21 protein-coding genes and 3 pseudogenes are annotated in these 23,880 nt (G+C 68.5%); 9 read left to right on the forward strand and 15 right to left on the reverse strand.

What is annotated here, in order from left to right:
• Nucleotides 1-281: 281 nt before the first annotated feature.
• On the reverse strand, nucleotides 282-3,233 hold the full coding sequence (locus tag OG609_RS38755; RefSeq protein ID WP_327277085.1) for an NACHT domain-containing protein: 2,952 nt from the start codon (nucleotides 3,231-3,233) through the stop codon (nucleotides 282-284).
• Entirely contained in the window at nucleotides 3,230-3,646 is a 417-nt protein-coding gene (locus OG609_RS38760) for a hypothetical protein (protein ID WP_327277086.1), read from the reverse strand. The genes OG609_RS38755 and OG609_RS38760 overlap by 4 nt, the downstream gene beginning before the upstream one ends.
• A gap of 428 nt (nucleotides 3,647-4,074) precedes the next feature.
• On the opposite strand from OG609_RS38760, the pseudogene OG609_RS38765 reads away from it, so the two are divergent.
• Together OG609_RS38765 and OG609_RS38770 are read left to right on the forward strand one after the other, a co-directional pair.
• Nucleotides 4,075-4,131 (forward strand): annotated as a pseudogene (locus OG609_RS38765) (hypothetical protein); the annotation flags it as partial.
• A 409-nt stretch (nucleotides 4,132-4,540) separates the two neighbouring features.
• Entirely contained in the window at nucleotides 4,541-5,698 is a 1,158-nt protein-coding gene (locus OG609_RS38770; protein ID WP_327277087.1) for a DUF4241 domain-containing protein, read from the forward strand.
• Between the two features lie 9 nt (nucleotides 5,699-5,707).
• Here the strand turns inward: OG609_RS38770 and OG609_RS38775 are convergent.
• The 6 genes and pseudogenes from OG609_RS38775 to OG609_RS38795 all read right to left on the reverse strand — a co-directional run.
• A pseudogene (locus tag OG609_RS38775) lies at nucleotides 5,708-6,072 on the reverse strand (transposase); the annotation flags it as partial.
• A gap of 64 nt (nucleotides 6,073-6,136) precedes the next feature.
• Nucleotides 6,137-6,481, reverse strand: a complete 345-nt coding sequence (locus OG609_RS38780; RefSeq protein WP_327278333.1) for a methyltransferase domain-containing protein — start codon at nucleotides 6,479-6,481, stop codon at nucleotides 6,137-6,139.
• Nucleotides 6,482-6,590: 109 nt separating this feature from the next.
• On the reverse strand, nucleotides 6,591-7,868 hold the full coding sequence (locus tag OG609_RS38785; protein ID WP_327277088.1) for a methyltransferase domain-containing protein: 1,278 nt from the start codon (nucleotides 7,866-7,868) through the stop codon (nucleotides 6,591-6,593).
• A 6-nt stretch (nucleotides 7,869-7,874) separates the two neighbouring features.
• Entirely contained in the window at nucleotides 7,875-8,378 is a 504-nt protein-coding gene (locus OG609_RS38790) for an NUDIX hydrolase (protein WP_327277089.1), read from the reverse strand.
• A gap of 218 nt (nucleotides 8,379-8,596) precedes the next feature.
• Nucleotides 8,597-9,013 carry a phosphotransferase gene (locus tag OG609_RS46465; RefSeq protein ID WP_442818036.1) on the reverse strand — a complete coding sequence of 139 codons (417 nt, stop codon included), beginning with the start codon at nucleotides 9,011-9,013 and terminating at the stop codon, nucleotides 8,597-8,599.
• Nucleotides 9,010-11,013: an ABC transporter ATP-binding protein gene (locus OG609_RS38795; RefSeq protein WP_327277090.1), complete on the reverse strand. Its 2,004-nt coding sequence runs from the start codon at nucleotides 11,011-11,013 to the stop codon at nucleotides 9,010-9,012. The genes OG609_RS46465 and OG609_RS38795 overlap by 4 nt, the downstream gene beginning before the upstream one ends.
• A gap of 795 nt (nucleotides 11,014-11,808) precedes the next feature.
• On the opposite strand from OG609_RS38795, the gene OG609_RS38800 reads away from it, so the two are divergent.
• Together OG609_RS38800 and OG609_RS38805 are read left to right on the forward strand one after the other, a co-directional pair.
• On the forward strand, nucleotides 11,809-12,246 hold the full coding sequence (locus OG609_RS38800; RefSeq protein WP_327277091.1) for a site-specific integrase: 438 nt from the start codon (nucleotides 11,809-11,811) through the stop codon (nucleotides 12,244-12,246).
• Nucleotides 12,246-12,683 carry a GFA family protein gene (locus OG609_RS38805; RefSeq protein WP_327277092.1) on the forward strand — a complete coding sequence of 146 codons (438 nt, stop codon included), beginning with the start codon at nucleotides 12,246-12,248 and terminating at the stop codon, nucleotides 12,681-12,683. The genes OG609_RS38800 and OG609_RS38805 overlap by 1 nt, the downstream gene beginning before the upstream one ends.
• A 109-nt stretch (nucleotides 12,684-12,792) precedes the next feature.
• On the opposite strand, the gene OG609_RS38810 is transcribed toward OG609_RS38805, so the two are convergent.
• A complete protein-coding gene (locus OG609_RS38810; RefSeq protein ID WP_327277093.1) occupies nucleotides 12,793-13,359 on the reverse strand; it encodes a dihydrofolate reductase family protein in 567 nt (188 codons plus the stop codon).
• Between the two features lie 838 nt (nucleotides 13,360-14,197).
• Here OG609_RS38810 and OG609_RS46470 point away from each other — a divergent pair.
• A complete protein-coding gene (locus OG609_RS46470) occupies nucleotides 14,198-14,509 on the forward strand; it encodes a GFA family protein (RefSeq protein ID WP_442818037.1) in 312 nt (103 codons plus the stop codon).
• 530 nt (nucleotides 14,510-15,039) lie between these two features.
• On the opposite strand, the gene OG609_RS38815 is transcribed toward OG609_RS46470, so the two are convergent.
• Together OG609_RS38815 and OG609_RS38820 are read right to left on the reverse strand one after the other, a co-directional pair.
• Nucleotides 15,040-15,840 carry a cache domain-containing protein gene (locus OG609_RS38815; protein ID WP_442818038.1) on the reverse strand — a complete coding sequence of 267 codons (801 nt, stop codon included), beginning with the start codon at nucleotides 15,838-15,840 and terminating at the stop codon, nucleotides 15,040-15,042.
• Nucleotides 15,794-16,612 carry a FadR/GntR family transcriptional regulator gene (locus tag OG609_RS38820; protein WP_327277094.1) on the reverse strand — a complete coding sequence of 273 codons (819 nt, stop codon included), beginning with the start codon at nucleotides 16,610-16,612 and terminating at the stop codon, nucleotides 15,794-15,796. Before OG609_RS38820 ends, OG609_RS38815 begins: the two co-directional genes overlap by 47 nt.
• Before the next feature lie 113 nt (nucleotides 16,613-16,725).
• Here OG609_RS38820 and OG609_RS38825 point away from each other — a divergent pair, with 113 nt between their 5' ends.
• Genes OG609_RS38825 through OG609_RS38840 form a run of 4 tightly spaced genes read left to right on the forward strand, consistent with a single transcriptional unit; the run spans nucleotide 16,726 to nucleotide 20,778 of the window.
• Complete coding sequence (locus OG609_RS38825) at nucleotides 16,726-17,763, forward strand: ABC transporter ATP-binding protein (RefSeq protein ID WP_327277095.1); 1,038 nt, start codon at nucleotides 16,726-16,728, stop codon at nucleotides 17,761-17,763.
• A 55-nt stretch (nucleotides 17,764-17,818) separates the two neighbouring features.
• Nucleotides 17,819-19,021, forward strand: coding sequence for an ABC transporter substrate-binding protein (locus tag OG609_RS38830; protein ID WP_327277096.1), 1,203 nt, complete (start codon nucleotides 17,819-17,821; stop codon nucleotides 19,019-19,021).
• Nucleotides 19,022-19,034: 13 nt separating this feature from the next.
• The gene (locus tag OG609_RS38835) at nucleotides 19,035-19,919 is read left to right on the forward strand and encodes an ABC transporter permease (RefSeq protein ID WP_327277097.1); all 885 of its coding nucleotides are present in this window, start codon (nucleotides 19,035-19,037) and stop codon (nucleotides 19,917-19,919) included.
• Nucleotides 19,920-19,962: 43 nt separating this feature from the next.
• Nucleotides 19,963-20,778 (forward strand): ABC transporter permease, encoded by an 816-nt coding sequence (locus tag OG609_RS38840; RefSeq protein WP_327277098.1) that lies wholly within the window; start codon nucleotides 19,963-19,965, stop codon nucleotides 20,776-20,778.
• Nucleotides 20,779-21,070: 292 nt separating this feature from the next.
• Here OG609_RS38840 and OG609_RS38845 read toward each other — a convergent pair whose 3' ends face one another.
• From OG609_RS38845 to OG609_RS38860, 4 genes and pseudogenes are all read right to left on the reverse strand, one after another.
• Nucleotides 21,071-21,556 carry a universal stress protein gene (locus OG609_RS38845; RefSeq protein WP_327277099.1) on the reverse strand — a complete coding sequence of 162 codons (486 nt, stop codon included), beginning with the start codon at nucleotides 21,554-21,556 and terminating at the stop codon, nucleotides 21,071-21,073.
• Between the two features lie 118 nt (nucleotides 21,557-21,674).
• Nucleotides 21,675-21,848: pseudogene (locus OG609_RS38850) on the reverse strand (DUF2267 domain-containing protein); the annotation flags it as partial.
• A 20-nt stretch (nucleotides 21,849-21,868) separates the two neighbouring features.
• Nucleotides 21,869-22,582, reverse strand: coding sequence for a sirohydrochlorin chelatase (locus tag OG609_RS38855; RefSeq protein WP_327277100.1), 714 nt, complete (start codon nucleotides 22,580-22,582; stop codon nucleotides 21,869-21,871).
• Nucleotides 22,579-23,706: a uroporphyrinogen-III synthase gene (locus OG609_RS38860; RefSeq protein ID WP_327277101.1), complete on the reverse strand. Its 1,128-nt coding sequence runs from the start codon at nucleotides 23,704-23,706 to the stop codon at nucleotides 22,579-22,581. The genes OG609_RS38855 and OG609_RS38860 overlap by 4 nt, the downstream gene beginning before the upstream one ends.
• Between the last annotated feature and the right edge of the window lie 174 nt (nucleotides 23,707-23,880).

A 23,880-nucleotide genomic window follows, 5' to 3' on the forward strand; every position in this document is an offset into this window, starting at 1 on the left:
GCTGGGTGTGCGCCGGCAGGACGCCGGCGTATCCGGGATCAGCTGGACGGCTTGTGGATGATGAGGGCTTCGCCCAGTGGCCATCGCAGTGGTGTCCGGGGGTTGCTGGCGCCAGCGGTCCGTTCCTGGGGTGTCGGGCTGGGACGGAGACGGACGCGCATCTCGGGTACCTCCGATGCTTTGGACCACCGACCACCGCTGTCCCCAACCCTGCCCGGCACCGCACGGCGAAAACGCCCGCACAGAGCCGCCGACGGCCGCCTCCCGACGCTGACTCGGCCCTACGGTGAAACCCCCGGTTGGGGGAGCGCGGCGGAGAGCTTCCACACGACGGTGCGGGCCAGGTCCTGCGTAATCCGGGTGCTGCGAGCGTAACCCTGCGTATCGCCCCATTTTATGCCGCTCACCTCATAGCTGATGGTCAGCAGCAGGTTCTCCAACCGGAGGGTGGTCTCGACCCGCGGGCGATCTTCGCTGTACTTCACGACGGAGACGGCCTCGTCGCCCAGTCCGGTGGGGTACGTGGTGTGCTCAGGGACGACAAACGCGAGGCCGACTCCGTCGTCGAAATCCTTGTCGGCCTGCTGCACCGCGGTGAGCGTCGACGTGGGTCGGTGCAGTCTCACGCTGATCTCCACGCTGGGATCTCCGGCAGTCGCTGTGCCGACGCTCCAGGAGCACTGCCTCACGTCGAAGCCGCCGTAGTCCTCTCCGGACTGCTCTCCGCGGGGGGCCGGGACTACCTTCCGCAGGGCCTCACGGTCCACCAGTTCACAGGCAGGGGCGACCGCCTTGTACGGCCCGGCCTCCCCATACGGTCCAGGCTCGGCCACCAGTAGACTCATGTCCCACCACATCGCAATCGATCCGACGGTGATGACGCATCCGGAAATGAAGCTGAGGGCAGACCTGAAGCCCTTGACTGTTGAGCTGTTCGACGGCACCCGAGCAGGGTCGGGCTGATCCCCGGCCAGCGCGGCCAGTCGTTCCTGGAGCCGGGAGTGCCGGAACTGGTAGGCGGCGCCGGACTGGCGCAGTACACCGAGGCGGTGGGCCTCCGCGAGGAGGCCGTGCACGTTCCACGGAAGCTTCCCCGTGCCCCACAGCCACGCTTTGGCCACGCCGAAACCACACCAGGCCGACGACGATGCTCCGAGCACGGCGAGAGCGACGAGCATGACGACGAACGCGATGGCCCAGGTGCCCGATCGGGCGGAATAGAGGGGCCACATCGGGGCAATCCCTGCGAAGATCACGAGCCAGGCTGCCCGCCAAACCGCCGAGCCACCTGCCAATATGTTGACGAGCCCCAACGACACCAGTGTCGCCAATCGGTCTTCGCTCAGCGTCCGCTCCGGGCCGCGGGTGACCGCACCGCTTGTGCGGTGGCGAAGATCGTCGAGGAACTCTCGCACCGTCTGGTGGCCGGCCTTGGGCCGAGGCCTCTTTCGGCGCAGAATCCAGTGGCCGATGGAGAAGCCCCAGAGGCCTGCTCCGAAGATTGCCTGGAACAGCAGGGAGTCCGAGAGCTGGTGATACAGCATCCACACGCCGAGCACCGCCACCACGGCGAGCACTGGCTGGGCCATCCGCGCCGGCTCGGCAAGCGGGATATGCCGCGGTATGGGCGCCAAGGAGCCGAACACCACATCGGCGACCGATAGCAGGCAGAGCACACCGAACGGGACCCAGACCGGCATCTCGATGCCGAACCAGGACGTCGGCCGGTCGACCTGCCACCGTAGGAGAGCAGCGGCCGCACCCAGAGCCAGCGTTACCCCCACCGCCCGGGCCACTCTCGGAGCCGCCGGGCTCAGCCGCCACCATGCCAGGTCTTGGGTCTCCAAAGAATTGAGGCGCTGCGCCAGGAACGCCAGCCATCGTGTGGTCTGCTCCGAGTGATCGGTGACCGCCGGGACGAGCTGGTCCAGCAGGTGGTCTTCGATCGCCGCTCGAGTGGGGAAGCGGCGGTGGTCCAGAAGCTCCGCGGGATCACGGGAGGTGTCGCTGTAGGTGATACGGGCCAGACCGGTCATCAGTGGGGTCATCAGCACGTGTCGCAGCTTCAGTACTTGCAGGTCACGCGGGTGCTCGCGCAGTTGGGTGAACACCGGGTCCCATTTGGTGGCCACGGTACGGCCGACGACCAGCTTCCGTGTCGTGCGGCGCAGATAGTCCACCGACTCCTGCACACTCAGTGGCTCCACGCGTACCGCAGCCGTTGCCGGCAGTACGATGTCGGCCTGCCCGACGGCGGCCTCGTACTCATCGACCCTGCTGGTGAGCAGGAAAGGATCCGCCTCGCCGAGCGAGGCGCGAAGTCTGCGCAGAGCATGATGCCGGGTGGCTGCGCTCATCTCGTCGAAGCCGTCCAGTACGGGTAACAGCCTGCCCACTCGAAGGAGTTCGGCGGCGACCGTCTCGCCGGACACCGCCCGCCCGGCGAGTGCCGGGTGGTCGGCCGCCAGGCGCCCGGCAGCCCAGGACTCCAGGTCCTGCGCCACCGGGTCCCATGAGGCCATGGGAAGGAGTACGGGGACACGGTCGCTCGGCTCGGCCGCCCGCAGGCGCTCGTAGGCGAAGCGCAGCGCGAGTACGGACTTGCCCGCCCCAGCTTGGCCAAGAATGAGCAATCGGCCGGAAGGGATCCTGGCATAAACCTCGTTGAGGGCACTGCTGCCCGAGAGATCCAGCGGTGCATCACGCCCGTCGTTCGTGCGGATGTTTATCCAGTGATCCCCAAACGCCTCCGCGTTGACCCAACGCACCGGCAGCGGAGCCGGATGCTGGAGTCTGCGGAGTTTCAACTCGCGATCCCACAGCACACCCAGTTCGTGTGCGAGTTGTTCGGCGGCTTCTTCGAGCTGCCGGTCCAGGCGGCGTGCGAGCCCGGGGCTTCGCCGGAGCCGCGCCTGGCGCCAGCGCCGAACAGCAGGCTGCAGCAGCGGGGCTGGGAGCACGACACACGTCATGCCCGCCAGCAGGAGCGGTCCGCGGGTCCAGCCGCCGGCGTCGTACCCCACCCATACCAGGGCGACGCCTGTTATGAGCATGCAGAACGGCGCAAGCATCCGCGCGAGAGCGCGGCCGGATCCCCGGACGGGCACCTGATCACGGTCGGCCAGCTCCGTAGAGACGTTGATGTACTGGTCCCTGCCCGACATGTAAATGCGGGCGTTGTCGTGGGCGTGAGCTTGCTGATGGGGATCCGGCTCTCCCGCAGGGGTGTTCATGCACCAGTGATGTGCTGGTCCCTGCCCGACATGTAGACGCGGGAGTTGTCGTGGGTCTCCGCCTTCATGACGACCGAAGCGACCCGGGTCCGCTCAGTCTCGGACAGCACAGGGCCAAGGTGATCGTCCAGCAGCAGCCGCAGTTCGGCGGCAAGGCCGGGGTCGTCGGCCAGGAGCTGTTGGAAGTGCATCCGCCAGGCCCCGGCCAGCGCCTGCTCGGTGTCCTCGTCGTCCGCGTCACGTGCGGCGAGCACCTGCGTGCGCAGGATGTCCAGCTCTGCTCCCACGCCGTCGGCGTGGTCCGGACGTATCCGGCGCCACATCGCCACCGTCGCGGTCCTCGCCTGCAGCCAGGCATCCGTTGCCATGGCGCTCACCAAGGCGGTTCCCGCCGCCAGCACGATCGGGTCCATCCCCCACCCCCTACGGATAGTGATCCGAGGACCAATGTAGAGGGGCTGAGGCGCGCTTGGGGCGTCTCCCCGGCAATATGGGGCGAGGCGACCGGCGGCCGCCGACTGGCGTGAGGCCCGGTGCGTGCCGAGCCGTCTGATGGGCGCGCTGCTTCCTCCCGTGCTTCTTGACCACGGCAGTTCTCTTTCCGCGTGCAGCGGTTGATCTTGACGGCCAATTCGGTCTCAATGGGCCACCAGCACCGCGCCGTCGGGCGAATCGGCGTCCTTCACCAGGCCAGTCGGGGCCCCGCAGCGGATGCTGTCCGCGAGCTGCGCATCGCCGGCCACCTCACTTCCAGGCCAGGGGCGGGCTGCGCCGTTTCTGGGCCGACCGCACGACGACGTCCGTCGGCACCGCACCCCGCGTCGCCGGACTCGTCCAGGGGATGGCTCCGGCCGGGGACCTCATCGTGGTCGCTTGGAACCCGGAGTTCGTCCGCGAGTCCTTCGCGGTCGAGGACACCCTTCGCCCCGACCGGCTTGTCCTCGGCTTCAATACCACCACTCCTGGGCGTAGGCGATCCTCCGGCGGGCGTTCGGCCAGATCATTGAGTCGTGGCCGACGATCGTCACCGACTGGGCAACCGCCGAGCTCGCTGGCGGCCCGGGCGAATCGCCATCGGGCTGTCCTGCCCGGCTCGTCACCGGCAGGTCCTCTGTCGGACTCGGTCACTAGGGTGATCCACGGAGCAGGTGACTTGATGGAAGGCAGTGGTGATCGAGGTGCGCAGCGACGTGCTTGTCGAGGCGTTCTATGGCGACGGGTGGGATTCCTCGAATCGTTCGACAGTCCGCCCAATCTCCCGAGAGGAAGCCGCCCGCCGAGACGCGGCAGGCGAGCCGTACGCTGTCGTGCTCGCCGCCCTCGGACAGGAGCTTCCCGTCGGTGTGCTGCATGTCGCCTGGGCCGAGCACTATTTGGGCCTCTGGCGGTTCGACGCCTTGGGCCGCCGAGTGTTCGAAGCCGACCTGCGCAGGCTGGAGCCGGGGCGGCTGTTCCTGCGCCACCTGGCTGAGTGGCGATACGAGCAGCAGGATCTCCCTGATCTGTCGGACGAAGCCTGGAGACGGACCATCGATCTGTACCCGGACGGGAAGAACAGCCAGGGCCCGTACCCACGCGGCCGGCTCGGCGGCTCGACGCATACCCTGGTCGACCTGCCGCGTGACCTGTGGTGGCTGCCGGTTCCGGAATTCGGGCGCTGGGAACACCTGCTGGCAGCACCCCAGTTCGGGCTGCAGGGAACAATCAGGCTCGTCGAGGAGACTGCGGACATCGCACTGCGACCGACCACCGATGCGGCGGAGCCTTTCGGCTGGCGCCCGCCGGTGCCGGCGGCGGCCGCGCCCTGGCTTGACGAGCTGTTCACTCCCGGATTCAAGTTCACGCACCGGCATCGGTCGGAGCCGCTCATCATCGAGCCGGTTCGAACGGTGACCGACATCGCGTTGCCCACCGGACAGCTGGCAGTCTGTGACCCCTCCTACCTGCCCGACGGCCACGAGGGGGACCCGCTGGTAATCGAAGTTCCGCCCGGTGTCTACCCGGTGCAGGAGACCGGCGCCGGCTACGAGGACGAAATGTTCGGCGACCGCTTCACCGCCCGCGATACGTATGCCGTGCGTCTGCTGGTGAGTGAGAAGCCGACTGCCAGCTGGACGATGGCAATCCCGCCAGGCGAGGACGTGAGGCTGCTGCGTGATGGCCAGTACCTCGGCTTCGACGTCGACTCCGCCACGGGCTGCTTCGTCGACTCCACCGCTCGAACCGAACTGGGCCGCCGCTACATGCGGGCCCTCACCTCCGGCGGTGGCGAAGACGTTCACGACACCGACGACGGCTACAGCAAGGTGACCGATGACGCTACCGGGGCCGAGCTGGTCACCTTCATGTTGGGCGGAGACGGCGTCTACCCGGTCTGGGTGGGACGCGACGACACAGGTGAGGTCACGACGGTCATAGTGGCCAACAGCTTCGAAGTCGGCTGTCTGAAACCGTTGACCCCATGAGCTGGAGTATCAAGTGGCAAGTGCGTGGGGTTGATGCGACCAGGCGGTCGCCTCGTCGTACAGTGTGCGGTCTTGAGACAGCCGTGCAGGATGCCGACGAGCCGGTTGGCGAGTTGGCGCAGGGCAGCGTTGAATTCGATGCCGCGGGCGCGTTGCTTCTCGTCCGGTCGTTGCGGACGTACCGGGTGGTCGCGACCTTCTTCCTGCCGGAGGCGCGGGTGACCGGGCTGGTGCCGGCATAGTTCTTGCGGGCATTGGTTGGCGTAACGGTGGGGGTCGTCGCCGAATTCTCCGAGTACCCGGGCGCCGAGCATCGGTCCCAGCCCGGGCTGGGACCGGATGATCTCAGCTTCCGGGTGTCGGCCAAAGAATGTTTGGCGTACACGCCGGTCGTGCCGGCCCGCCGCTCGGCGCCGAGGTAGGACTGGATCAGTTCCTTCAGGGCCGAGGTCCACTCCGCCTTGTGTGTCCAGAGGCTTCCGTCGCCGCCTCGAGAGTGGTGACGCGGTCGGCCATCGCCAGGGCAGCCGAACGGTCCATCCAGTGGAAGGCCCGGGCGCAGGTGAGCAGATCAGCCTTGTAATCGTTGAACGGTGCGGTGAACTCCTCGGCGGCGACGGCGTGGAAGGCCGCAGTCGACTGTCCGAGCAGTGGCCGGAGCAGCTCGGAGGCTGTGCGGAGCATGCCCTTGCCGCGGTCTACGAGGTCCACGCGGGTGATCCGGGGAACGGCGGGCAGCAGGGCTGCCGGTACCTGACCGGTGCCCGAGCCCAGATCGAGCAGCGCCCGGCTGGTCGATGCCCTCCAGGGTTCCGGCGAGGACCTGAAAGGCCTCGTCGGGGAATCCCAGGGCGGTAGCGGGCGTAGTCGGACGCCGCCGAGTCGAACAGGTTCACGACTCTCCTTCTTCGGTGCGGGAAGCTGGGGTCAGGCGGGTTGCCGGGGCACAGCCCGCGAGCGGCGGCAGTACCCATTCCAGGGCGGCGGTGCCGGTGCCGGACGCGATGTGCTGCGGCCCGCCATCGGCCGGGATGTCGACGTGGAACAGGTCGGGGGACCCGGCACGTGTCCAGAGGATGTGGACGTCTTCGAGTTCGGCCCACACATCGCGGGGGCCGTGGACGCGGACGGTTCCGTCACCGGGATGGGCCACGGCCCAGGAGTCCTCCTCGGGTGCGACCACGGTGAGCGTGTCGGCCTGGAAGTGCCGGACCACCCCCGGGACGAGGTAGGCGGCCGACAGCCAGAACCCGTACGCCTCGTCCGCCGGAGGCGTGAAGGTGGTGGTGCGGGGCCGTCCGGGGATGTCCGCGACCTGGGCCAGGTGGTGCTGGGCAGTGAGCCAGGTATATCCGTGCAGGGGCCGATGGCCGCGAGGTCCGCCTTCCAGGACGGCCTCGATGCGCCCTGTCGCCGTACGCGTCACCAGGCAGTGTCCGGGCCAGCTCGGTGCCCGCGTCACCAACGTGGTCAGCAGCCGCCCGCCGGGCGCGAGCTGGTCCACCCACGCCGACGGCAGGCACGGCACGCCGATCCCGGAGTGGATCCGGTCGTACGGCGCCCGAGGCACGTGGCCGTCGAGTGCGTCGCCGGCCACCATCGTCGCGCCGACGCCGAGCCGGTCGAGGTTGTTCCGCGCGAACGCAGCCATGTGCCCGTCCCGTTCGACACCGACCGCCCGCCGGGGCCCGGTGAGCGCGGCGGCGAGTGCGAGCGAGACACCCGGCCCGGTTCCGAGGTCCAGGTAGTTGTGCCCAGCGGCGATCCGCATCATCTGGAGGACTTCCACGGTGTATGGGGTGAACGTCGACATCGCCGTCATCCGGCCCCCGCTCACGGCGCCGCGCACCTGGCCCTCCAGCGGCTCGCCGTCACGCTGGACCAGGACCGACTCACCCGAGTACACGAGTTCCTGCCACTCGGCCCGGTCCTTGGGATGTGTTCCGTCCAGGAGCTTCCACACCACCGGATCGGTACCCGGCTCGCTACGCCGTACGTATGCGCGTGGCAGCAGCACACCGCGATCCAGGCACGACAGCGCCTCCCGCAGACGCGGATCAGTCAACACCCCATCGGCTTGAAGGCGTTCGACCAGCGCCCGGCGGGCCACCGCCGCGTCGCCGGGCTGCTCGTCGATCACCGAGTCGTACGTGTCGGATTCGGCTCTCACTGCGGTTCACCTGCCGTCCGTGGCCGGTGCTGCGGGCTCCCAGCCGAGCTCGGTGTACGCAGTGCCGGCGAGGATGCCCTCGATCGCGGCACGGGTGTACGGGACCACTGGGTCCGGCAGGCCGTCGAGCGGCCACCATTCCCAGGCCGTGCACTTGTCGGGCTCGCGGACCTCCGGCTCTCCGGACCACCGGCTCGTCCGGAAGAAGAGCTGGATCCGTGGCTCGGCGTCCTCGTGGTCGAGCAGGTGCACGGTGTGCGCCAGGCTGAGGTCTTCGGGCTCGATGACGAGCCCGGCCTCCTCGTACGCCTCCCTGACCAGGCACGAGCGAACGCTCTCCCTTTCCACATGGCCTGCCAGGGCATGCCACTCACCGCCCGCGAACGCCACACTCGCGTGACGCAGGCTGAGGAGAGTGCTGCCTTCGCGCTCCAGGAACAGGTGCGCGCCGATCACGCTCTTCACCGCTCCCGCCTCACCCTTCCCGGCGCCGTCCCGCGGCCCGGCCACCTGTGGAAGAGGACACGTTCAAGGAATTACCGCCTTGGTTGGGGGAGTTGGGTGATGTGACGGGCATCTGCCGCAGTGCGCGGAGCGGGGAGCGGTACAGGACGACAAGCGGCACGACCAGCAAGGCGGTGCCGACGGTGAGGGTGGGGCGCACGCCGATCCAGGCCAGGTCCCCAGCCCACCGGCGAGCAGCGCGGCCACAGGGCGGGATCCAGCCGTCAGCCAGGTGCTGACGGCCTGCATCCGGGACTGCTTGTCCGCCGCGGTGACGCTCTGGCGGATCGACCGCTGGGTCGTGCCCGCCGCGGCCGCGCAGGCCGGCTGCAGAAACAGGGCGGCGCCTGACCACCCTGCGACGCGATCAGCCCGCCGCTGAGCGTGCGCTGCACCCGGGCAACCGGCACCCCGGCCAGAGCCGCGAACTCGGAAGCCTCCAGTGCTCGGTGCTCCGTGGCCACATCCGTGCCCGGCCGGTACACCTTCACGAACCAGCGCCTGTCCTCGGTGCCCCCGACCATGTAGTTGCGGGTGTCCGTGCCTGCGGGGCCTTGCCTGACCTCGCGGGGGACGATCGCGTACGCCAGCGGCAGAAGCCCCGCGACCACGCCGAAACCGGCCTGCAGATCCGGCCTCACGCACCCTCCCTGGCAGGCTCGTCGTCCTTCACGCCGCTGCTCTGGGCCGGGACCGTGTGGTGGTAAGCACGGGACTGCAGCAGATAAGCGTCCCGGAACGCTCCCGTACCTGTCACCGGGTCCATGAGCTCCTCGAACGTCCCGGATTCGGCGACACGTCCCTGGTCGAGGACATAAATCAGGTCGGCGTGGCGTACCGAGTGCAGCCGATGCGTGATCAGGATGACCGTCTGGCCCTGGCCGGCGAGGTTGCGGATCTGGTCGAAGACCCGTTGCTCAGCGACCGCGTCCAACGCGCTGGTGGGTTCGTCCACGATCAGTACTTCGGCGCTTCGGAACCGGGCCCGGGCGATACCCAGGCGCTGCCACTGCCCTCCGGAGATCTGATGCCCGCCCCGGTAACCACGAGCCAGCAGCGTAGACAGACCCCGCGGCAGCTTGGCCAGGACCTCATCGGCGCCCGCATATGTGGCCGCAGCCTCAACGGCGGTGTCGTTCATCGGCCAGGTGGAGCGGCCGATGCCGATATTGACCCGCGCGGTGAACGGCCACCTGTAGAAGTCCTGGGCCACCATGGCAACCCGCCCGAAGATCTGGGACCGGTCCGCCTCGGCGGTGTCGACGTCGCCCCACAGGACCCGTCCGCTTCCCGGGTCCGGCTGGTAGAGGCCGCACAGCAGCTTCACGAGCGTCGACTTGCCGCTGCCGTTGCTCCCCACGAGCGCGACGGTCTTCCCTGCCGGAACGGTGACGTCGACATCCCGCAAGGAGGGCTCCGGGGTGGTGCTGCCGGGGTAGGTGAAGGTGACCTTCTCAAAGCGGATCTCCTCCACCCGCTCCGGCAGGTCGAGCCCGGTGGTCGGGATGGCCCGGTCCGTGGCCTCCACGCACAGCTTCTCGAAGTCGGCGACGAACAAGGCTTCCTGGTGCAGGTCGGTGATCTGCAGCACGAGCTGGTCAAGGCTTGCCGAGCCGGTGCGGATCGCCAGGACCGCGGTGCCGGCCACCGACAGTTCCATCCCCCCGGTCCACAGCAGCACACCCAGCACCCCGTAGGTGAAGACCGTCGCCAGGCCCGTGGCGACGTCGGCGATCAGCCCTTTGCGCGCGGACTCGCGGGCCAGTCGGGTCTGCTCACGCTCACTGGTCTGCGCCATGCCGCGGAAGTGGGTCAGTAGGAACGGGCCGACATCGTGGACCCGAACCTCGGCGGCCGCCTGCTGATCGATCAGCAGCCGCCCCAGCAACTGCCCAGCTCGGGCATGCTGAACGAACTGATGGAAGGAGACGTAGCGCATCTTCGCGATCGTCAGCGAACTCCACGCGCTCGGCAGCGTCATCGCCACCAGCAACGGCAAAAGCGCCACGTGCAGAACAGTCAGCACACCCGCCGCGGCGACCAGGGAGATCAGCGAGTTGAGGACCACGGTGCAGTACTTCACCATCCGACGTGCCGAGTCAGCCCCGTAGCCGGCAGAGTCCAGCAAACGGTGGAACTCATCGTCCTCGATCGCGGACAGCTCCACCCGGGCCACCAGCGACAAATACCGCTCGGTCGCCACACGCTGCACCTTCGGCTCCAGCCCACCAGTCGCCGAAGTCGACGCCGACCGCAGCAACGACCCGATCACCCCTGTGACGGCGACAGCGGTCAAGGCCGGCACAGCCCGGTCCAGCCGCTCGACCGTCGAACCGCCGGCCAGCAGATGCCCCAGGACCACGTTGACCGCAACCAGACCAACAGCCTGCGCAATGCCCCGGCCCAACTCGGCCATCCACACGGTGCGCAGCGCCCGGGCGTCAGCCTGGTGCGCCAGCCGGACAGCGATGCCGACCAACCTCGGCAGTGTACGGGCCATTGCCCACAGGTCGAGGGCGAGCCACGCCCCCTGGTGCCGGTTCCAGCCGATGTCGTACGCCAACTCACCGCCGAACAGAAGGCGTTCGGACTCCGAGACCTCGTCGCCACTTTTCGTCTGGTCAACGGACTCCTCACTCATGCCCTCCACCTCGTATCCGGGCGTGCTGAACAGCGGTCGAAGGTGTCAAACTGCTGCACCCCGGGGGTGGGAAGAGCCGGGACGGGCCGCCGTTGTTCGAATCGGATGGGCTGATGCGCGGGGGCGGGTACAGGATTCATCGTGTCCTCCAGCAGGTCATCGAATGGCACGGATGCTCTAGAAACGGGGCTTCTGGCTCGCCGTAACGGGTGACGGCGGGGGGAACGCGGGACGCCTGTACGAATGTCGAGGCCGATGCCAGGCGCCGTGGGGCGGGTCCTTCTAAACGCCCTCGTTCGAGGGATGGTCGCCCGTTCGGCCGCTTCCTCCGAGGGTTTCCGGCCAACCTGAAACCCCGGCCGACCCGTGCAGGAACAGCGCACCGAAGGCGCGCGCCGCACGGATTCACGGCGGCAGCAATGGCCCAATTCCGTGCGGCCACACCCCCGCCGCCGAGCCGGCCTGCCAGGCTGCCACCCACCGCGGCTCCCCCACCCACCCCCAACTCCGTCGGCACACCAGCCCTCTTGCGGCACGGCGATGCGCGTCCACCACCCCGACGATGCCGCGACAGCGAGGAAACCCGGTGATCGACAACCTCACACCAGAGGTGTTCACCGGCGGCTGCCTGTGTGGGCATATCCGTTTCGAGGCGACCGGGGAGCCCTACGACCCCCACTTGTGTTTCCCTGATGATTGAGTGAGTTCAAGGGACTCACAGGGGTGGAAGTTGGACGAGTGGTGGCTGGTGTTCGTGCCGGATCCGGAGCGGTGGGGGCCGCTGCCGGAGGAGGGGTGCTGGGGGTCCGCGACCTGTCGGCCGCCTTGGACGCGGTGGGGCTTCGGCCGGGTGATCCGGTATTTGTACGACCTGATTTCGTCGTGGACGCGGAATTGCTGCAGTTCGCGCTTTCGCCCGAATTTCGCGACCTGGAACGGGAATCGCGCCGGAATTACGCGACGGACATCCGTCTGCTGCTGTCGTGGCTTTGGCAGCGGGGTGTTCCTTGGCAGTCGGCGACCGGCGCGGACTTGCGGGCGTACAGGGAATTCCGCGTCGACTCGCCGATGAATCCGCAGCGAGTCGGCGGAACGAAGTGGAACCGGGAGGCAGCTGCGCTGACCCGGCTCTACAAATGGGCGAAGGTCAGTCCTCTCCCGTTGGACGTGGGACGTCGCGGGGACCGGGCAGCAAGCGCGCGAAGCTCTCGGGTGTCGCGGGAGATCACCTGATGAACGCCATCCCCGCCGACAGCCAGGAAGTCGAAACAGCCGGGGAACGTACCGGCGGCTGCCTGTGCGGCCGCATCCGCTTCACCACCCGAGGTCCGGCCGTCTTCCCTCACACCTGTGCCTGCCGCCACTGCCAAAAGCTCGGCGGCACACCAGTGATGTGGTGGGTGGGATTCGAGACGGTCACCTGGACCGGTGAGGGCGGCGAGCCAACCTGGTACGAGACCTTCGAAGGCGAGGCGAAACGCGGCTTCTGCCCGACCTGCGGCAGCCGCCTCGCGGCGATCGACAGCGACATCCCAGAGATTGGCATTAACGTCACCGCCCTCGACGACACCAACGGCCCAGACCTCGTGCCGATCCACGCGTCCTTCCGCGACAACGCCGTGCACTGGCTGCCCCCGCTGCCGGAGACCGAGCACAACACGGCCGGTTGACCGCCCGTCCACTTGTAGGGTCTCGCGGCTGATGTCGTAATCTCACGGGCCGTGTCGTACCGATGTTGTATACGACATCACCGTGAGACCAGCGCGTGGGTGCTGCTGCTCAGCGCCTCGTCTCGTACCTGGTCAGGACCACGCCGCCGGGAAACGTCCGCGTCTCCACCAGGTTCAGGTTCACCCAGCTGTCCAGCGCGGTGAAGAACGGCGTGCCGCTGCCCACCAGGACCGGATGGGCGGCGATCGCGTACTCGTCGATCAGCCCGGCGCGCATGGCCGCCCCGGCGAGCGTTGCGCCGCCGATGTTCATTGGGCCGCCGTCCTCGGCCTTGAGCCGGGTGATCTCGGCGATCGCGTCGCCGGTGACCAGGCGGGTGTTCCAGCCGACCTTGTGCATCGTCGAGGAGAACACCACCTTCGGCGTGTCCCGCCAGTTCCGCGCGAACTCGATCTCCGCCGGGGTGGCGTTGGGCTGCTGGTCGCCGGTCGGCCAGTAGGAGCTCATCGTCTCCCACAGCTTGCGCCCATACAGCGACAGGCCGCACGCCTGCTCGTGGTCGAGCCACCATTGGAACAGCTCGTCGCTCGGCGGTCCGCTCCAGCCGATGTCGTCGCCGGCCGCGGCGATGTAGCCGTCCAGGGTCAGGTTCATGCCGTAGATCAGTTTCCGCATGGCCCAGCCTTCCGTTCGTGGGTGTCCGGCGTATAGACCAGCGCGGCGCGGGAAACTCATCGGTGCGCGATCTGGGCTCGCCGGTAGCCCTCGTGCTCGGGGCTCAGCGTGGTGTACTCGGCCGACTCGGACAAGCCGCCTGATCTCGACCTCGCCCTCGCCCTCGCGAGGAAATGCCACGGATTTGAGACTGATCATGGGTGACAAGGCCGTGAGACAGCCAAGAACGCCCAGGTCACGCAAGATCGACATGTCACGAGCGGCGAGACCCTACACCACTGGTCGGCAACGTCACCTGCTCCCTCGATGGCCCCGGCCGACATCCCGTTCTCGCCCGCGAGCAGGGCGCGAACTCCCGGGCCGGGGCCAGCCGCGGGACATGCTCAGCGAGGACGGCGGAGAACTCTGCGAGAGCCGTATGGCAGTCCGGGGGATGCTCAATCACAGCGACTCCAGAAAGGCGCTGGGCTACTTCCTAGACGAATTCCGGCCATCGACACCTGCCGAGACGCAAGCGCGAGACCACATCCCAGGACTTTTAGATTTCCGGGCGGCTTCGAGGAATCTGGGTGAGCGGAGCATCGGGCCATGAGCAAGGAAATGAAAGCCGCCAGCCACGAGTTCCTCTGCATCGGGAACATGCTCGGCGCCGGGAACCTGAACAGGCTTCATCAATTTTATCGAAGCGGCCTACATCACGCTGGTGAACAAGGCACAGTCGACCTGACAGGAAGTGCTCTCCGAACCGTTGGGGGACGTCCCATCCCTTCCACGGCCACCACCGCGCGCCATCACGCAGAGGAGGCACAAGACGTGAACACAAGAACTTGACAGGGAATTGTGTTCCTGCCCCCACTGCGCCCGCCTGTCTGGCGGCCCGCTCATGGGCTGGGTCGGTTTCTACCGAAGTGCCTTCGCCTGGACCGGGTCCGGCACACCCGGTTCATTTCGGTCCTGGCCCACGATGGAGCGATGGTTCTGTCCCGTGTGCGGTACGCCCCTGGGGGCGGTGGCCCACGGGGAGGACTACCTCGGCATCTGCCTCTCGGCCCTGAACAACTGTGTCGAGATCACCCCCATCGGTCACAGCTTCCGCGACAAAACCCCCGCTTGGCTTCCGTCCGTCCCCTCTACCCAGCCGGCGTCCTGATCTTCCAGGCCCCGAGGGGGCCCCGGCGAGCGCCGTCACCTCCTGGCAAGACTGGCGACTGGCCCTCTGACTTGGGCTTTTCGGGTCGGACTCGTTGTGACAGATTCCTGATCTCGGCGGTTCTCAGTGGCCTGGAGCGGGGCCCCGGCGGGGATGACACTGACTGATGGCGGCTCTTTTGAAGGATCACCAGATGAAACTATGGCTGGTCGATGGTGCTGGGACGTGTTGGCCCAGGCCCAGTATTGAGCCGTGGGTCACGGACTGCGGCACCCGCATCCTGAGCAGCGGTGGCCGAGGCCTCCCGCCGGCCCGTGAGCCGGAGGAGAGGGGCACCTTGCAGACGCCGACAGTGGTCTTCCTGCAGCAGGTCGGAGAGCAACTGCGGCACCGAAAGGCCGGGCGGCGCCGCCGGTACGTACCCGGAGAACGGGCCCCCGCAGCAACGGGGACGGACGCCGGGTCCCCGACCGGCAGGCCACTCGCCCCCGGCCCGGAGCACGCATCCGTGGCCTCCGGCAGAACAGGGCTCAGGGGTGCTCTGCTGGGATTTGCGCCGTCATCAGGATGAGGGGGACACCGTCGCAGGGGCGCAATTGCAGTCCGCCGCGCTCGGCGCCGCCTGCCGGTCCGGCCAGTACCGCTGCGAAGTCCGGGTCCTTGGTGAGTGATCCGACCAGATGGTGGGGGTCGGTGGAGGCGGCGACCCGGCCGCGTGCATTGACCAGGCGGGCGGGTCCCGGCAGGCGTTGGAGCAGGGGCATGACGACTGCTTCGAAGTGCCGCAGGTAGACGTCGGCAGCGGCCACTCCCATGAAGCGTCCCCCGAGCGTCACCGGTGCGGAGAGGGTGAGGCTGTACTCGTCGGAGCAGAGGTAGTCGACATAAGGTCCTGTGACCGCCCGCTGTCCGGTGTCGCGGGGCAGGGTGAACCAGTCCCAGTGCGTGTAGTCGGAGTACGCAGAGCGCTCCGGGTCCAGGTCGAGCAACAGCGGATGCACGGACCCGTCCGCGGCGGTCTGCCACCACTCCAGCCACGCAGGTACATCGTCGAGCAGTCCTGGTGCCGCCACGAAACCGATCCCCGAGATCAGGTTGTACTGGGCGAGAGAGGCGTGCAAGCCGGCGCGGAGCGCGGCCAGATCGGCGGAGACCGGCCGGCGTCCGCCTGTGACGGCCGATGAGAGCACAGCCTCCGTGTCCGTGCCGGTCCTTCCCACCGCGTCGAAGACTCCTTCGAGCGCGTCACGCACACGGGCGGCCACGTCGTCGACCGCCATCTCGTCAAGTACTGCTGATCCGGCGCTTGCGAGACGGGGACTGCTGCCCATCGGGGCCCTCCTTCGGACGGGGACCGCGCGCACCGTCGCCAGAGCCGAGGCGGAGTTCGATCAGGCGCGCCATGGATGCCTGCACGCATTGTTCGGCCAGGACCCTGGCACGGTCATCCGCCCCATCATGCACGGCGGAGATTACGGCGCGGTGACGATCCGCCATGTCCTTGAGGTGCCCGTCCTCGCGGAGTACGAGGCGCAGAAGAGCCCCCACCTCGGTCTGGAGAGTGACCTCCTCCCTGGTCAGCCGGGCGGACTGGGCAGCCGCGGCCAGCTCGACATGGAAGCGCCCGAAGATGCGGCTGCGCGCCCCCGAGTCCTCGGCGTCCACCAACTCTCCCAGAGATCTGTGCAGTGGCTGCAGATCTCCGGGCTCGGTGCGCTGGGCCGCGAGTCGGGCGGCGGTACCTGAGACGGCTGCCCAGTGGTCGGCGAGATCGCGGAGTTCCTCGGTGCTCCAGTCGGAGAGGCGGGCAAGGAGCCGGTCCTCCGCAGGACCGTCGGGCACGGTGACGAAGCTACCCCCGCCACGGCCCCTGCGGGTGGTGACCAGGCCCTGTTGCCGCAACGCCATCAGCGCCTCGCGCAGGGTCACGGTGGAGACGCCGAGCTGGGCGGCGAGGTCGGTCTCGCCGGGCAGTTGCTCGCCGTCGGCGAGCAGCCCGAGGTCGATGGCGTCACCGAGCCGCCGCACGACGGCATCCACGCGGGCCAGGGTATCGACGGGCGTGAACACGACTCTGCGGGCGCCGGGTTTGTCTCGGGTCACGATCACCACCTTGCCAGTTGACCCAGCCTTTACCTTAGCGGGGTATTGAAATTAGAACTATGACTTCATATGTTTACGGCCAACTCCCGACAGCATCAGAAAGGTTCCCGCCCATGGAGGGAATGGCCATCCGGCTGCAGAACCTGCGCAAGTCCTTCGGCCGGACAGAGGCTGTGGCCGGAGTCGACCTGGAGATCGCGGACGGTGAGTTCTTCTCGATGCTGGGGCCGTCCGGCTCCGGCAAGACCACGGTGCTCCGGATGATCGCCGGCTTCGAGGCTCCCACCAGCGGAACCATCGAGCTCGCAGGGGCCGATGTCACCGGTCTGGCGCCCTTCGAACGCGACGTGCACACCGTCTTCCAGGACTATGCGCTCTTCCCGCACATGACCCTGGAGCAGAACGTCGCCTACGGGCTCAAGGTCCGCAAAGTGCCCAAGGTCGAACGCCTGAAGCAGGCCAGGGAGGCTCTGGCGGGCGTGCGTCTCGCGGACTTCGGCACGCGTCGCCCGTCCCAGCTCTCCGGAGGCCAGCGCCAGCGCGTGGCACTGGCCCGCGCCCTGGTCGGCCGTCCGAAGGTGCTGCTGCTCGACGAGCCGCTGGGCGCCCTTGATCTCAAGCTGCGCGAGCAGATGCAGGTGGAACTCAAGGCGATCCAGCGCGAGATCGGCATCACCTTCGTCTTCGTCACGCACGACCAGGAGGAAGCGCTGACGATGAGCGACCGGATCGCGGTCTTCAACCAGGGCCGCGTCGAACAGGTCGGCACCCCGGCCCAGATATACGAACGTCCCGCCACCCCGTTCGTCGCGGGCTTCGTCGGTACGTCGAACCTGCTGGCCGACGACGCCGCGGAGCAGGTCGTGGGCGACCGGGGAACATACAGCATCCGGCCGGAGAAGATCCGCGTGCTGGGGGAGTCCGCCATTGCCGACGAGCCGCTGCACTCCACTGCCACCGGCACCGTCGCGGAGGTTGTCTACCTGGGGGACGCCACCCGTTTCCTGGTGGACCTCGACGCAGGCGGCCGGCTCACCGCGCTCCAGCAGAACCTGGAGACCTCCTCCGAGGACGTCGCCGCCTTCCGTGGCTCCCGGGTCACGCTCCAGTGGCACCAAAGGCACAACTTCCAGGTCCCTGAGGCCCGGTGAGCGCGCACACCCGCACAACCCATCCCCGCCCCGTCCCTCTCCCGTGGAGATCCCCGTGCGTCTGAACCGAACGTCCCGAGCAGCGGCCGCGCTCGGCGCCCTGCTCCTCGCCACTGCCTGCGGTTCGTCGGACACCGCTGGTACGTCACCCGGCGGCAGTGGTTTCACTCCGCCCAAGCTCGTCGCACAGAAGACCCTCGGCAAGACGGAGGGGCAGGTGAACCTGATCGCGTGGGCCGGATACGCCGAGGACGGCTCCAACGACCCGAAGGTCGACTGGGTCACCGACTTCGAGAAGCAGACCGGCTGTCAGGTCAACACCAAGACCGCGGGCACCTCCGACGAGATGGTCAGCCTGATGAAGACCGGTCAGTACGACGCGGTCTCCGCCTCCGGTGACGCGGCGCTGCGGCTGATCGCCTCCGGTGACGCCGCCCCCGTCAATACCGAGTTGGTGCCCAACTACAAGGATGTCTTCTCCGGGCTGAAGGACCAGCAGTGGAACTCGGTCAAGGGCGTCTCCTACGGCATCCCGCACGGCCGCGGTGCCAATCTGCTGATGTACAACACGAAGACGGTCTCCCCGGCGCCCGACTCGTGGTCCGTGGTCTTCGACAAGTCCTCGGCGTACAAGGGGAAGGTCACGGCGTACGACTCGCCGATCTACATCGCGGACGCCGCCCTGTATCTGATGAAGACCCAGCCGTCCCTCGGCATCAAGGACCCGTACGCCCTGGACCAGGAGCAGTTCGACGCCGCCGTCGACCTGCTCAAGAAGCAGAACGCCGACGTCGGTGAGTACTGGAGCGACTACCTGAAGGAGGTCTCCGCCTTCAAGAGCGGTGACTCGGTGGTCGGCACCAGCTGGCAGGTGATCCTGAACACCGCCCAGGCCGAGAAGGTCCCGGTCGAAGCCGTCCTTCCCCAGGAGGGTGCCACCGGCTGGTCCGACACATGGATGATCTCCGCCAAGGCGAAGCATCCCAACTGCGCCTACAGCTGGATGAACTGGATCGTCTCGCCGAAGGTGAACGCCCAGGTCGCCGAGTACTTCGGTGAGGCCCCGTCCAATGCGAAGGCCTGCACGCTGACCGCGGACAAGAGCCACTGCACCACCTATCACGCCGCTGACGAGTCGTACTGGAAGAACGTCCACTTCTGGACCACACCCATCGCGCAGTGCGTGGACGGACGTACGGACACCAAGTGCGTGCCCTACGCCAAGTGGGTCCAGGCCTGGACCGGGATCAAGGGCTGAGGGTTACCTGTCGATGACCACCACCGCGCCTGCCGCCGGACCCGTCCGGCGGCTCGCCGGGACCCTGCACCGCCGCCCCCGGCTGCAGCTGTCCCTGCTGCTGTCCGCGCCACTGGCCTGGCTCGTTCTGGCCTACCTCGGCTCGCTCTCCGTCCTGTTCCTCTCCGCCTTCTGGGCCACGGACTCCTTTACCTCCAACGTGGTGAAGATCTGGAACACGGACAACTTCACCGCACTGTTCACCACCGACGTCTACCGTCAGGTCGCCCTGCGCAGCATCGGTGTCGCCCTCGCGGTCACCGCGCTGTGTGTACTGATCGCCTTCCCGATCGCCTTCTACACCGCCCGCATCGCGAACCCCAAGCGGCGGCCGCTCCTCGTCGTGGCGATCCTCACTCCGCTGTGGGCCAGCTACCTGGTCAAGGCGTATGCCTGGCGGCTCATCCTCGCCCGGGGCGGTCTGCTCGACTGGGCGCTGAAGCCACTGGGACTCGAAGGGCCCGGCTACGGGCTGACCGCGACCGTCCTGGTGCTGACCTACCTGTGGCTGCCGTACATGATCCTGCCCATTCACGCCGGACTCGAACAGCTCCCGGCCGGCCTCCTGGACGCCTCAGCAGACCTCGGCGCCCGCACCGGCCGGACCTTCCGCTCCGTGGTGCTGCCGATGATTCTGCCGTCCATCGCAGCCGGCTCGGTCTTCACCTTCTCGCTCAGCCTCGGTGACTACATCGCCGTACAGATCGTCGGCGGCAAGACGCAGCTCATCGGCAACCTCATCTACTCCAACATCACGCTGGACCTGCCGCTGGCCGCCGCACTCGGCACCGTGCCCGTCGTGATCATCGTGCTCTATCTGCTCGCGGTTCGCCGTACCGGAGCCCTCAGCAGTCTCTGACCACTCTTCCTCACCTCCGCATCACGCACAGCGAAGGCCCCCGATGAATCTCTCCCGTCCCGCGCGCGTCACACTGCGCATCGCCGCCGGGCTCGGTTTCGCGGTGATCTACGTCCCGCTGCTCCTGGTCCTCGTCAACTCCTTCAACCCGGACCGAAGTTCGGGCTGGCCACCCCCCGGTCTCACCTTCGACTGGTGGGTGGCCGCCTGGCACAGCTCAGGCGCCCGCGACGCGCTGTGGACCTCGGTCAGGGCCGGTCTCGGCGCGACCGCGATCGCCCTGGTCCTCGGCACCCTCATCGCTTTCGCCTGCCAGCGCTACAAGTTCTTCGGACGCGAGGCCATCTCCTTCGTCGTCGTCCTGCCGATCGCACTGCCGGGCATCGTCACCGGCGTCGCGCTCAACACCGCCTTCCGTACGGTCCTCGAACCGCTCGGCGTGGGCCTCGGAATGTTCACGGTGGTCGTCGGCCACGCCACCTTCTGCATCGTGGTCGTCTTCAACAACGTGATCGCCCGGCTGCGCCGGATGCCCGGATCGTACGAAGAGGCCGCCATGGACCTCGGGGCCCATACCTTCCGTACGTTCGTCGACATCACCTTCCCGCTGGTGCGCTCCGCGCTGGTAGCGGGCGGACTGCTCGCCTTCGCTCTGTCCTTCGACGAGATCGTCGTGACGACCTTCACCGCCGGACCCGGCGTCCAGACCCTCCCCGTCTGGATCTTCTCCAACATGGCGCGACCCCAACAGGCCCCCGTCGTCAACGTCGTCGCAGCCGTCCTCGTCCTGCTGTCCGTCATACCGATCTACCTCGCCCAGCGGCTGTCGTCGGACACCGCCTCCGGCAGCCGTATCTGACTGGTGAGGTCAGGGGATCGCAGGTTCCCGCACGCTGCCGTTGACGACGGTCGGAGACACCGATTCCACCGACTTCGACGCCCTGCGTCGGCACGGCAGCTGCTCCCCCGTTCGCCGGTCGCGGCCTCGGAGTCCTCGACGAGCTTGTGTGCGCTCCCGATCCCGGACTGCCGACCATGACCCGAGCCCGCGCTTCGGCGGGAGAGTCACCCGGTGAACCAGGCAGCCAGGTGAAGCCCTCAACAGTCGACAAGATCTCGTCGGCTGATCACTGGACGAGAAGGCCGAGCCGTCAAAGGTGCGGCTGCGGTGGCAGCGAGTCGACGCCGGGCGGCGGTTCCGGCCAGACCAACAGGACCGGGCAAGGAGCGTGGTCGACGACGAAGCGCGTCGCAGGGCCCAGGCTGCGGGGCCCCAGACGGTGCCGGTCGCCGTCGCGGGCGCAGATGAGCAGGCCGGCGCCCTCGGCGGCGCGGACGACCTCCCTTTCGGCGCGACCGTGGGCCTGTAGGCGCGCAGCGGGTCGACCCAGGCGGTCGGCGGCCGCATCCATGAGCTCGGCGGCTGCGCTCGCGGACAGGGCCGCCACTTGGTCGCCGGGGTCGCGCTCGCGGTGGCCGCGGCCCAGCAGACCGACGAATGCGCCGTGGGCCGCCTCGGCGACGTCATCGCCGGTGACGTGCAGCAAGGTGATCTCGTCCCCGGCTCGGGCGTGGGCGCGGGCGGCGTCCACCGCGGCCCGCCAGGTGCCTTCATTGATCCAGACGAGTACGGTCACGTCAGCCTCCGATGACCTGCGGCATCGTCCACAGTGCCACAGTGACGCTGACTGCGTCGGCCAGGACCCGGATGGGGCGCACCGTCACCGTCGACTTCCGTCGGACACGGGGCGGCCGAAGGTCGTAGCCGACGGGAAGTTGCAGCAGGACACGACGCAGCAGATCCTCGCAGACGGCGTCGGCCACCACACCGAGAACGGCGCTCGTGTCCCACGCGGCGGTCTGGTCGGTGGCGCCCTCGACCCACGCGGCGGTGGCGCGTACGAACCGTTCGGGAGTGAGCGGTTCCGCGACCGAGCGGTACTTCGCTGCTACGCCGTCTGCCCGGACGCTTCGTCGAAGCGTTTCAGCACCAGCCGTGCCACATCGGGGTGTGCCCCGAGCGGGGCGGAGACGAGGCAGCCACCGGCTCTCTGCGCGCGCCGGGCGAAGTGGCCCGGAGCCATCAGATAGCGGGCCACCGCCACCCGGTGGTGGCCCGCGGCGCGCAGGGCTCCCACCGCGTCGGCCGGGGCCGGCGTACTCGCGCAGAGGTAGGCGGGGACGACCGGGCGCCCGAGCCTCTGTCGGAGCAGGTCGGCCATCAGCACAGTGTCCGCGCCGGCCGCCGGATCGGTGGACCCGGCGGCCGTGAGCACGACGGCATCCGAGCCGGATCGTGTCGGGGACCAGCCCGCCTCGGTGAGTCTGTCGCCGAGAGCGGCGGCGAGCAGCGGATCGGGACCGAGCGCTGCGGCCATCCGAACGTCCAGGTGCGGGGCGGTGGCTCGTACGGCGGGGAGGTCGATCCGGATGTGGTAGCCGGTGTTCAGCAGCAGCGGTACCAGCACCACCGGGCCGTGCAAGTCGGCCAGCACCTGGGCCGGCGTGGGCGGGGCGAGGTCGAGGAAGGAGAGGCGGACCATCAGGCCGGGCCGCTGGGCACGGATCTCGTCGAGCAGTGCGTGATAAATGGCGATGCCTGCCCGGTCGCGCGTGCCGTGTGCGACGGCCAGCAGGGTGGGGGCTGCGGGCGCGTCCGTCATATCGCTGCTGCCAGGCTGTAGCCGCGCTTGGGCACCGTACGGACCAGCCGGGCGTGCCCGCCCAGCGCCGCGCGCAACCGGGCGACGGCCGCCTCCACGGCGTGCTGGTCGGCCTGGCCGGTGACCCAGACACGGCGCAGCAGTTCGGCCCGGCTGAGCACCCGCCCCGGCTGCTCGGCCAGCGCCCGCAGCACCGCCGCGAGCAGCGGAGGCAGTTGCACGGCCGGTCCGCCGTCGATCAGCACGGCGTACCCCTGAAGCACCAAAAAGCTCGCGCCGGAGCGGATTTCACGCCTGCCACGGGCGGGCAGGGCGGCCTCGATGGTCCGCACCATGGCCCCGAGCCGACCCCGCTCGGGGCAGAGCACGGCAACTTCGGCCTCCTCCAGCGGCCGGGCACAGATCGGACCGACGCAGACCGACAGCACGTCCTTTCGAAGACTGGCCAACACCTCTTCTCGGAGGCCGAGTTCGTCCGCAGTGGCGAGGAATGCGGTGATTGCGGGTGCGCTGGTGAAGGTGAGCGCGTGCAGTTCGCGGCGGACCGTCTGCTCGACCAGCCGGCGCAGCGGCGACGGATCGTCGGGCGGGCCCCAGCGGTAGACCGGAACCGGGATCACCTCGGCTCCGCGCTCACTCAGCGCGGCGGTGAACGCGTCCAGCGGCACTCCGTGCTCCTGCACGGCGATCCGTCTGCCGGGCAGATCGCGCGCGAGCAGCCAGGCCAACAGCTCGTCGGTGGCCTCGGTGACGGGGGAGAAGGTCTCGCTCAGGCCTCCGGCGCGCACCGCGCCGGTCGCCTTCGGGCCGCGGGTGAGCACCACTGCCTCCCGGCACACCTCGGCCAGCCGTCCGCCGTACCCCCAGCCGTCGGCCGCGCTCAGCCAGCCGCGCCAGCCGACCCCGGTGGTCGCCACCACGTAGTCGAGCGGCCCGGTCAGGCAGCGCGCGGTGGCCCGGCGCAGAGCCGCGTCGTCCTCCAGCGGGAGGATCCGCAGGGCCGGCGCCTCGACCACCTTGGCGCCGCGCCGGCGCAGCAGCGCGACGAGCTCCTCGCGGCGGCGCGCGGCGGTGACTCCGACAGTGAAGCCGACCAGAGAGCCCGAAGGCTGCGTGCTGTCCATGTCGTGCAGGCTCGGCCAGTGCTGTTTCGCCCTGGTTGCGTGCCCATCACGCCGAGGTAAGCGGAGGCCGCCTTGGAGTTACGCAAGATTTCCGCCGTGTCACCTTGGGCCCGGTGGACGGTGAGGCAGCCGTACCCCGGGCGCAACAAGTGCGACCCGGCCGCGTAACGGCGC

It is taken from the genome of Streptomyces sp. NBC_01224 (assembly GCF_036002945.1).
Classification (GTDB): Bacteria; Actinomycetota; Actinomycetes; order Streptomycetales; family Streptomycetaceae; genus Streptomyces.

Excerpts from the sequence above, each read along its gene's own strand:
- OG609_RS38795 (WP_327277090.1), bottom strand. The coding sequence starts at position 11,013 with ATGAGTGAGGAGTCCGTTGACCAGACGAAAAGTGGCGACGAGGTCTCG.
- OG609_RS38835 (WP_327277097.1), top strand. The coding sequence starts at position 19,035 with ATGACCACCACCGCGCCTGCCGCCGGACCCGTCCGGCGGCTCGCCGGG.
- OG609_RS38855 (WP_327277100.1), bottom strand. The coding sequence starts at position 22,582 with ATGACGGACGCGCCCGCAGCCCCCACCCTGCTGGCCGTCGCACACGGC.
- OG609_RS38805 (WP_327277092.1), top strand. The coding sequence starts at position 12,246 with ATGAACGCCATCCCCGCCGACAGCCAGGAAGTCGAAACAGCCGGGGAA.
- OG609_RS38755 (WP_327277085.1), bottom strand. The coding sequence starts at position 3,233 with ATGAACACCCCTGCGGGAGAGCCGGATCCCCATCAGCAAGCTCACGCC.
- OG609_RS38840 (WP_327277098.1), top strand. The coding sequence starts at position 19,963 with ATGAATCTCTCCCGTCCCGCGCGCGTCACACTGCGCATCGCCGCCGGG.
- OG609_RS38810 (WP_327277093.1), bottom strand. The coding sequence starts at position 13,359 with ATGCGGAAACTGATCTACGGCATGAACCTGACCCTGGACGGCTACATC.
- OG609_RS38860 (WP_327277101.1), bottom strand. The coding sequence starts at position 23,706 with ATGGACAGCACGCAGCCTTCGGGCTCTCTGGTCGGCTTCACTGTCGGA.
- OG609_RS38760 (WP_327277086.1), bottom strand. The coding sequence starts at position 3,646 with ATGGACCCGATCGTGCTGGCGGCGGGAACCGCCTTGGTGAGCGCCATG.
- OG609_RS38815 (WP_442818038.1), bottom strand. The coding sequence starts at position 15,840 with ATGGGCAGCAGTCCCCGTCTCGCAAGCGCCGGATCAGCAGTACTTGAC.
- OG609_RS38825 (WP_327277095.1), top strand. The coding sequence starts at position 16,726 with ATGGAGGGAATGGCCATCCGGCTGCAGAACCTGCGCAAGTCCTTCGGC.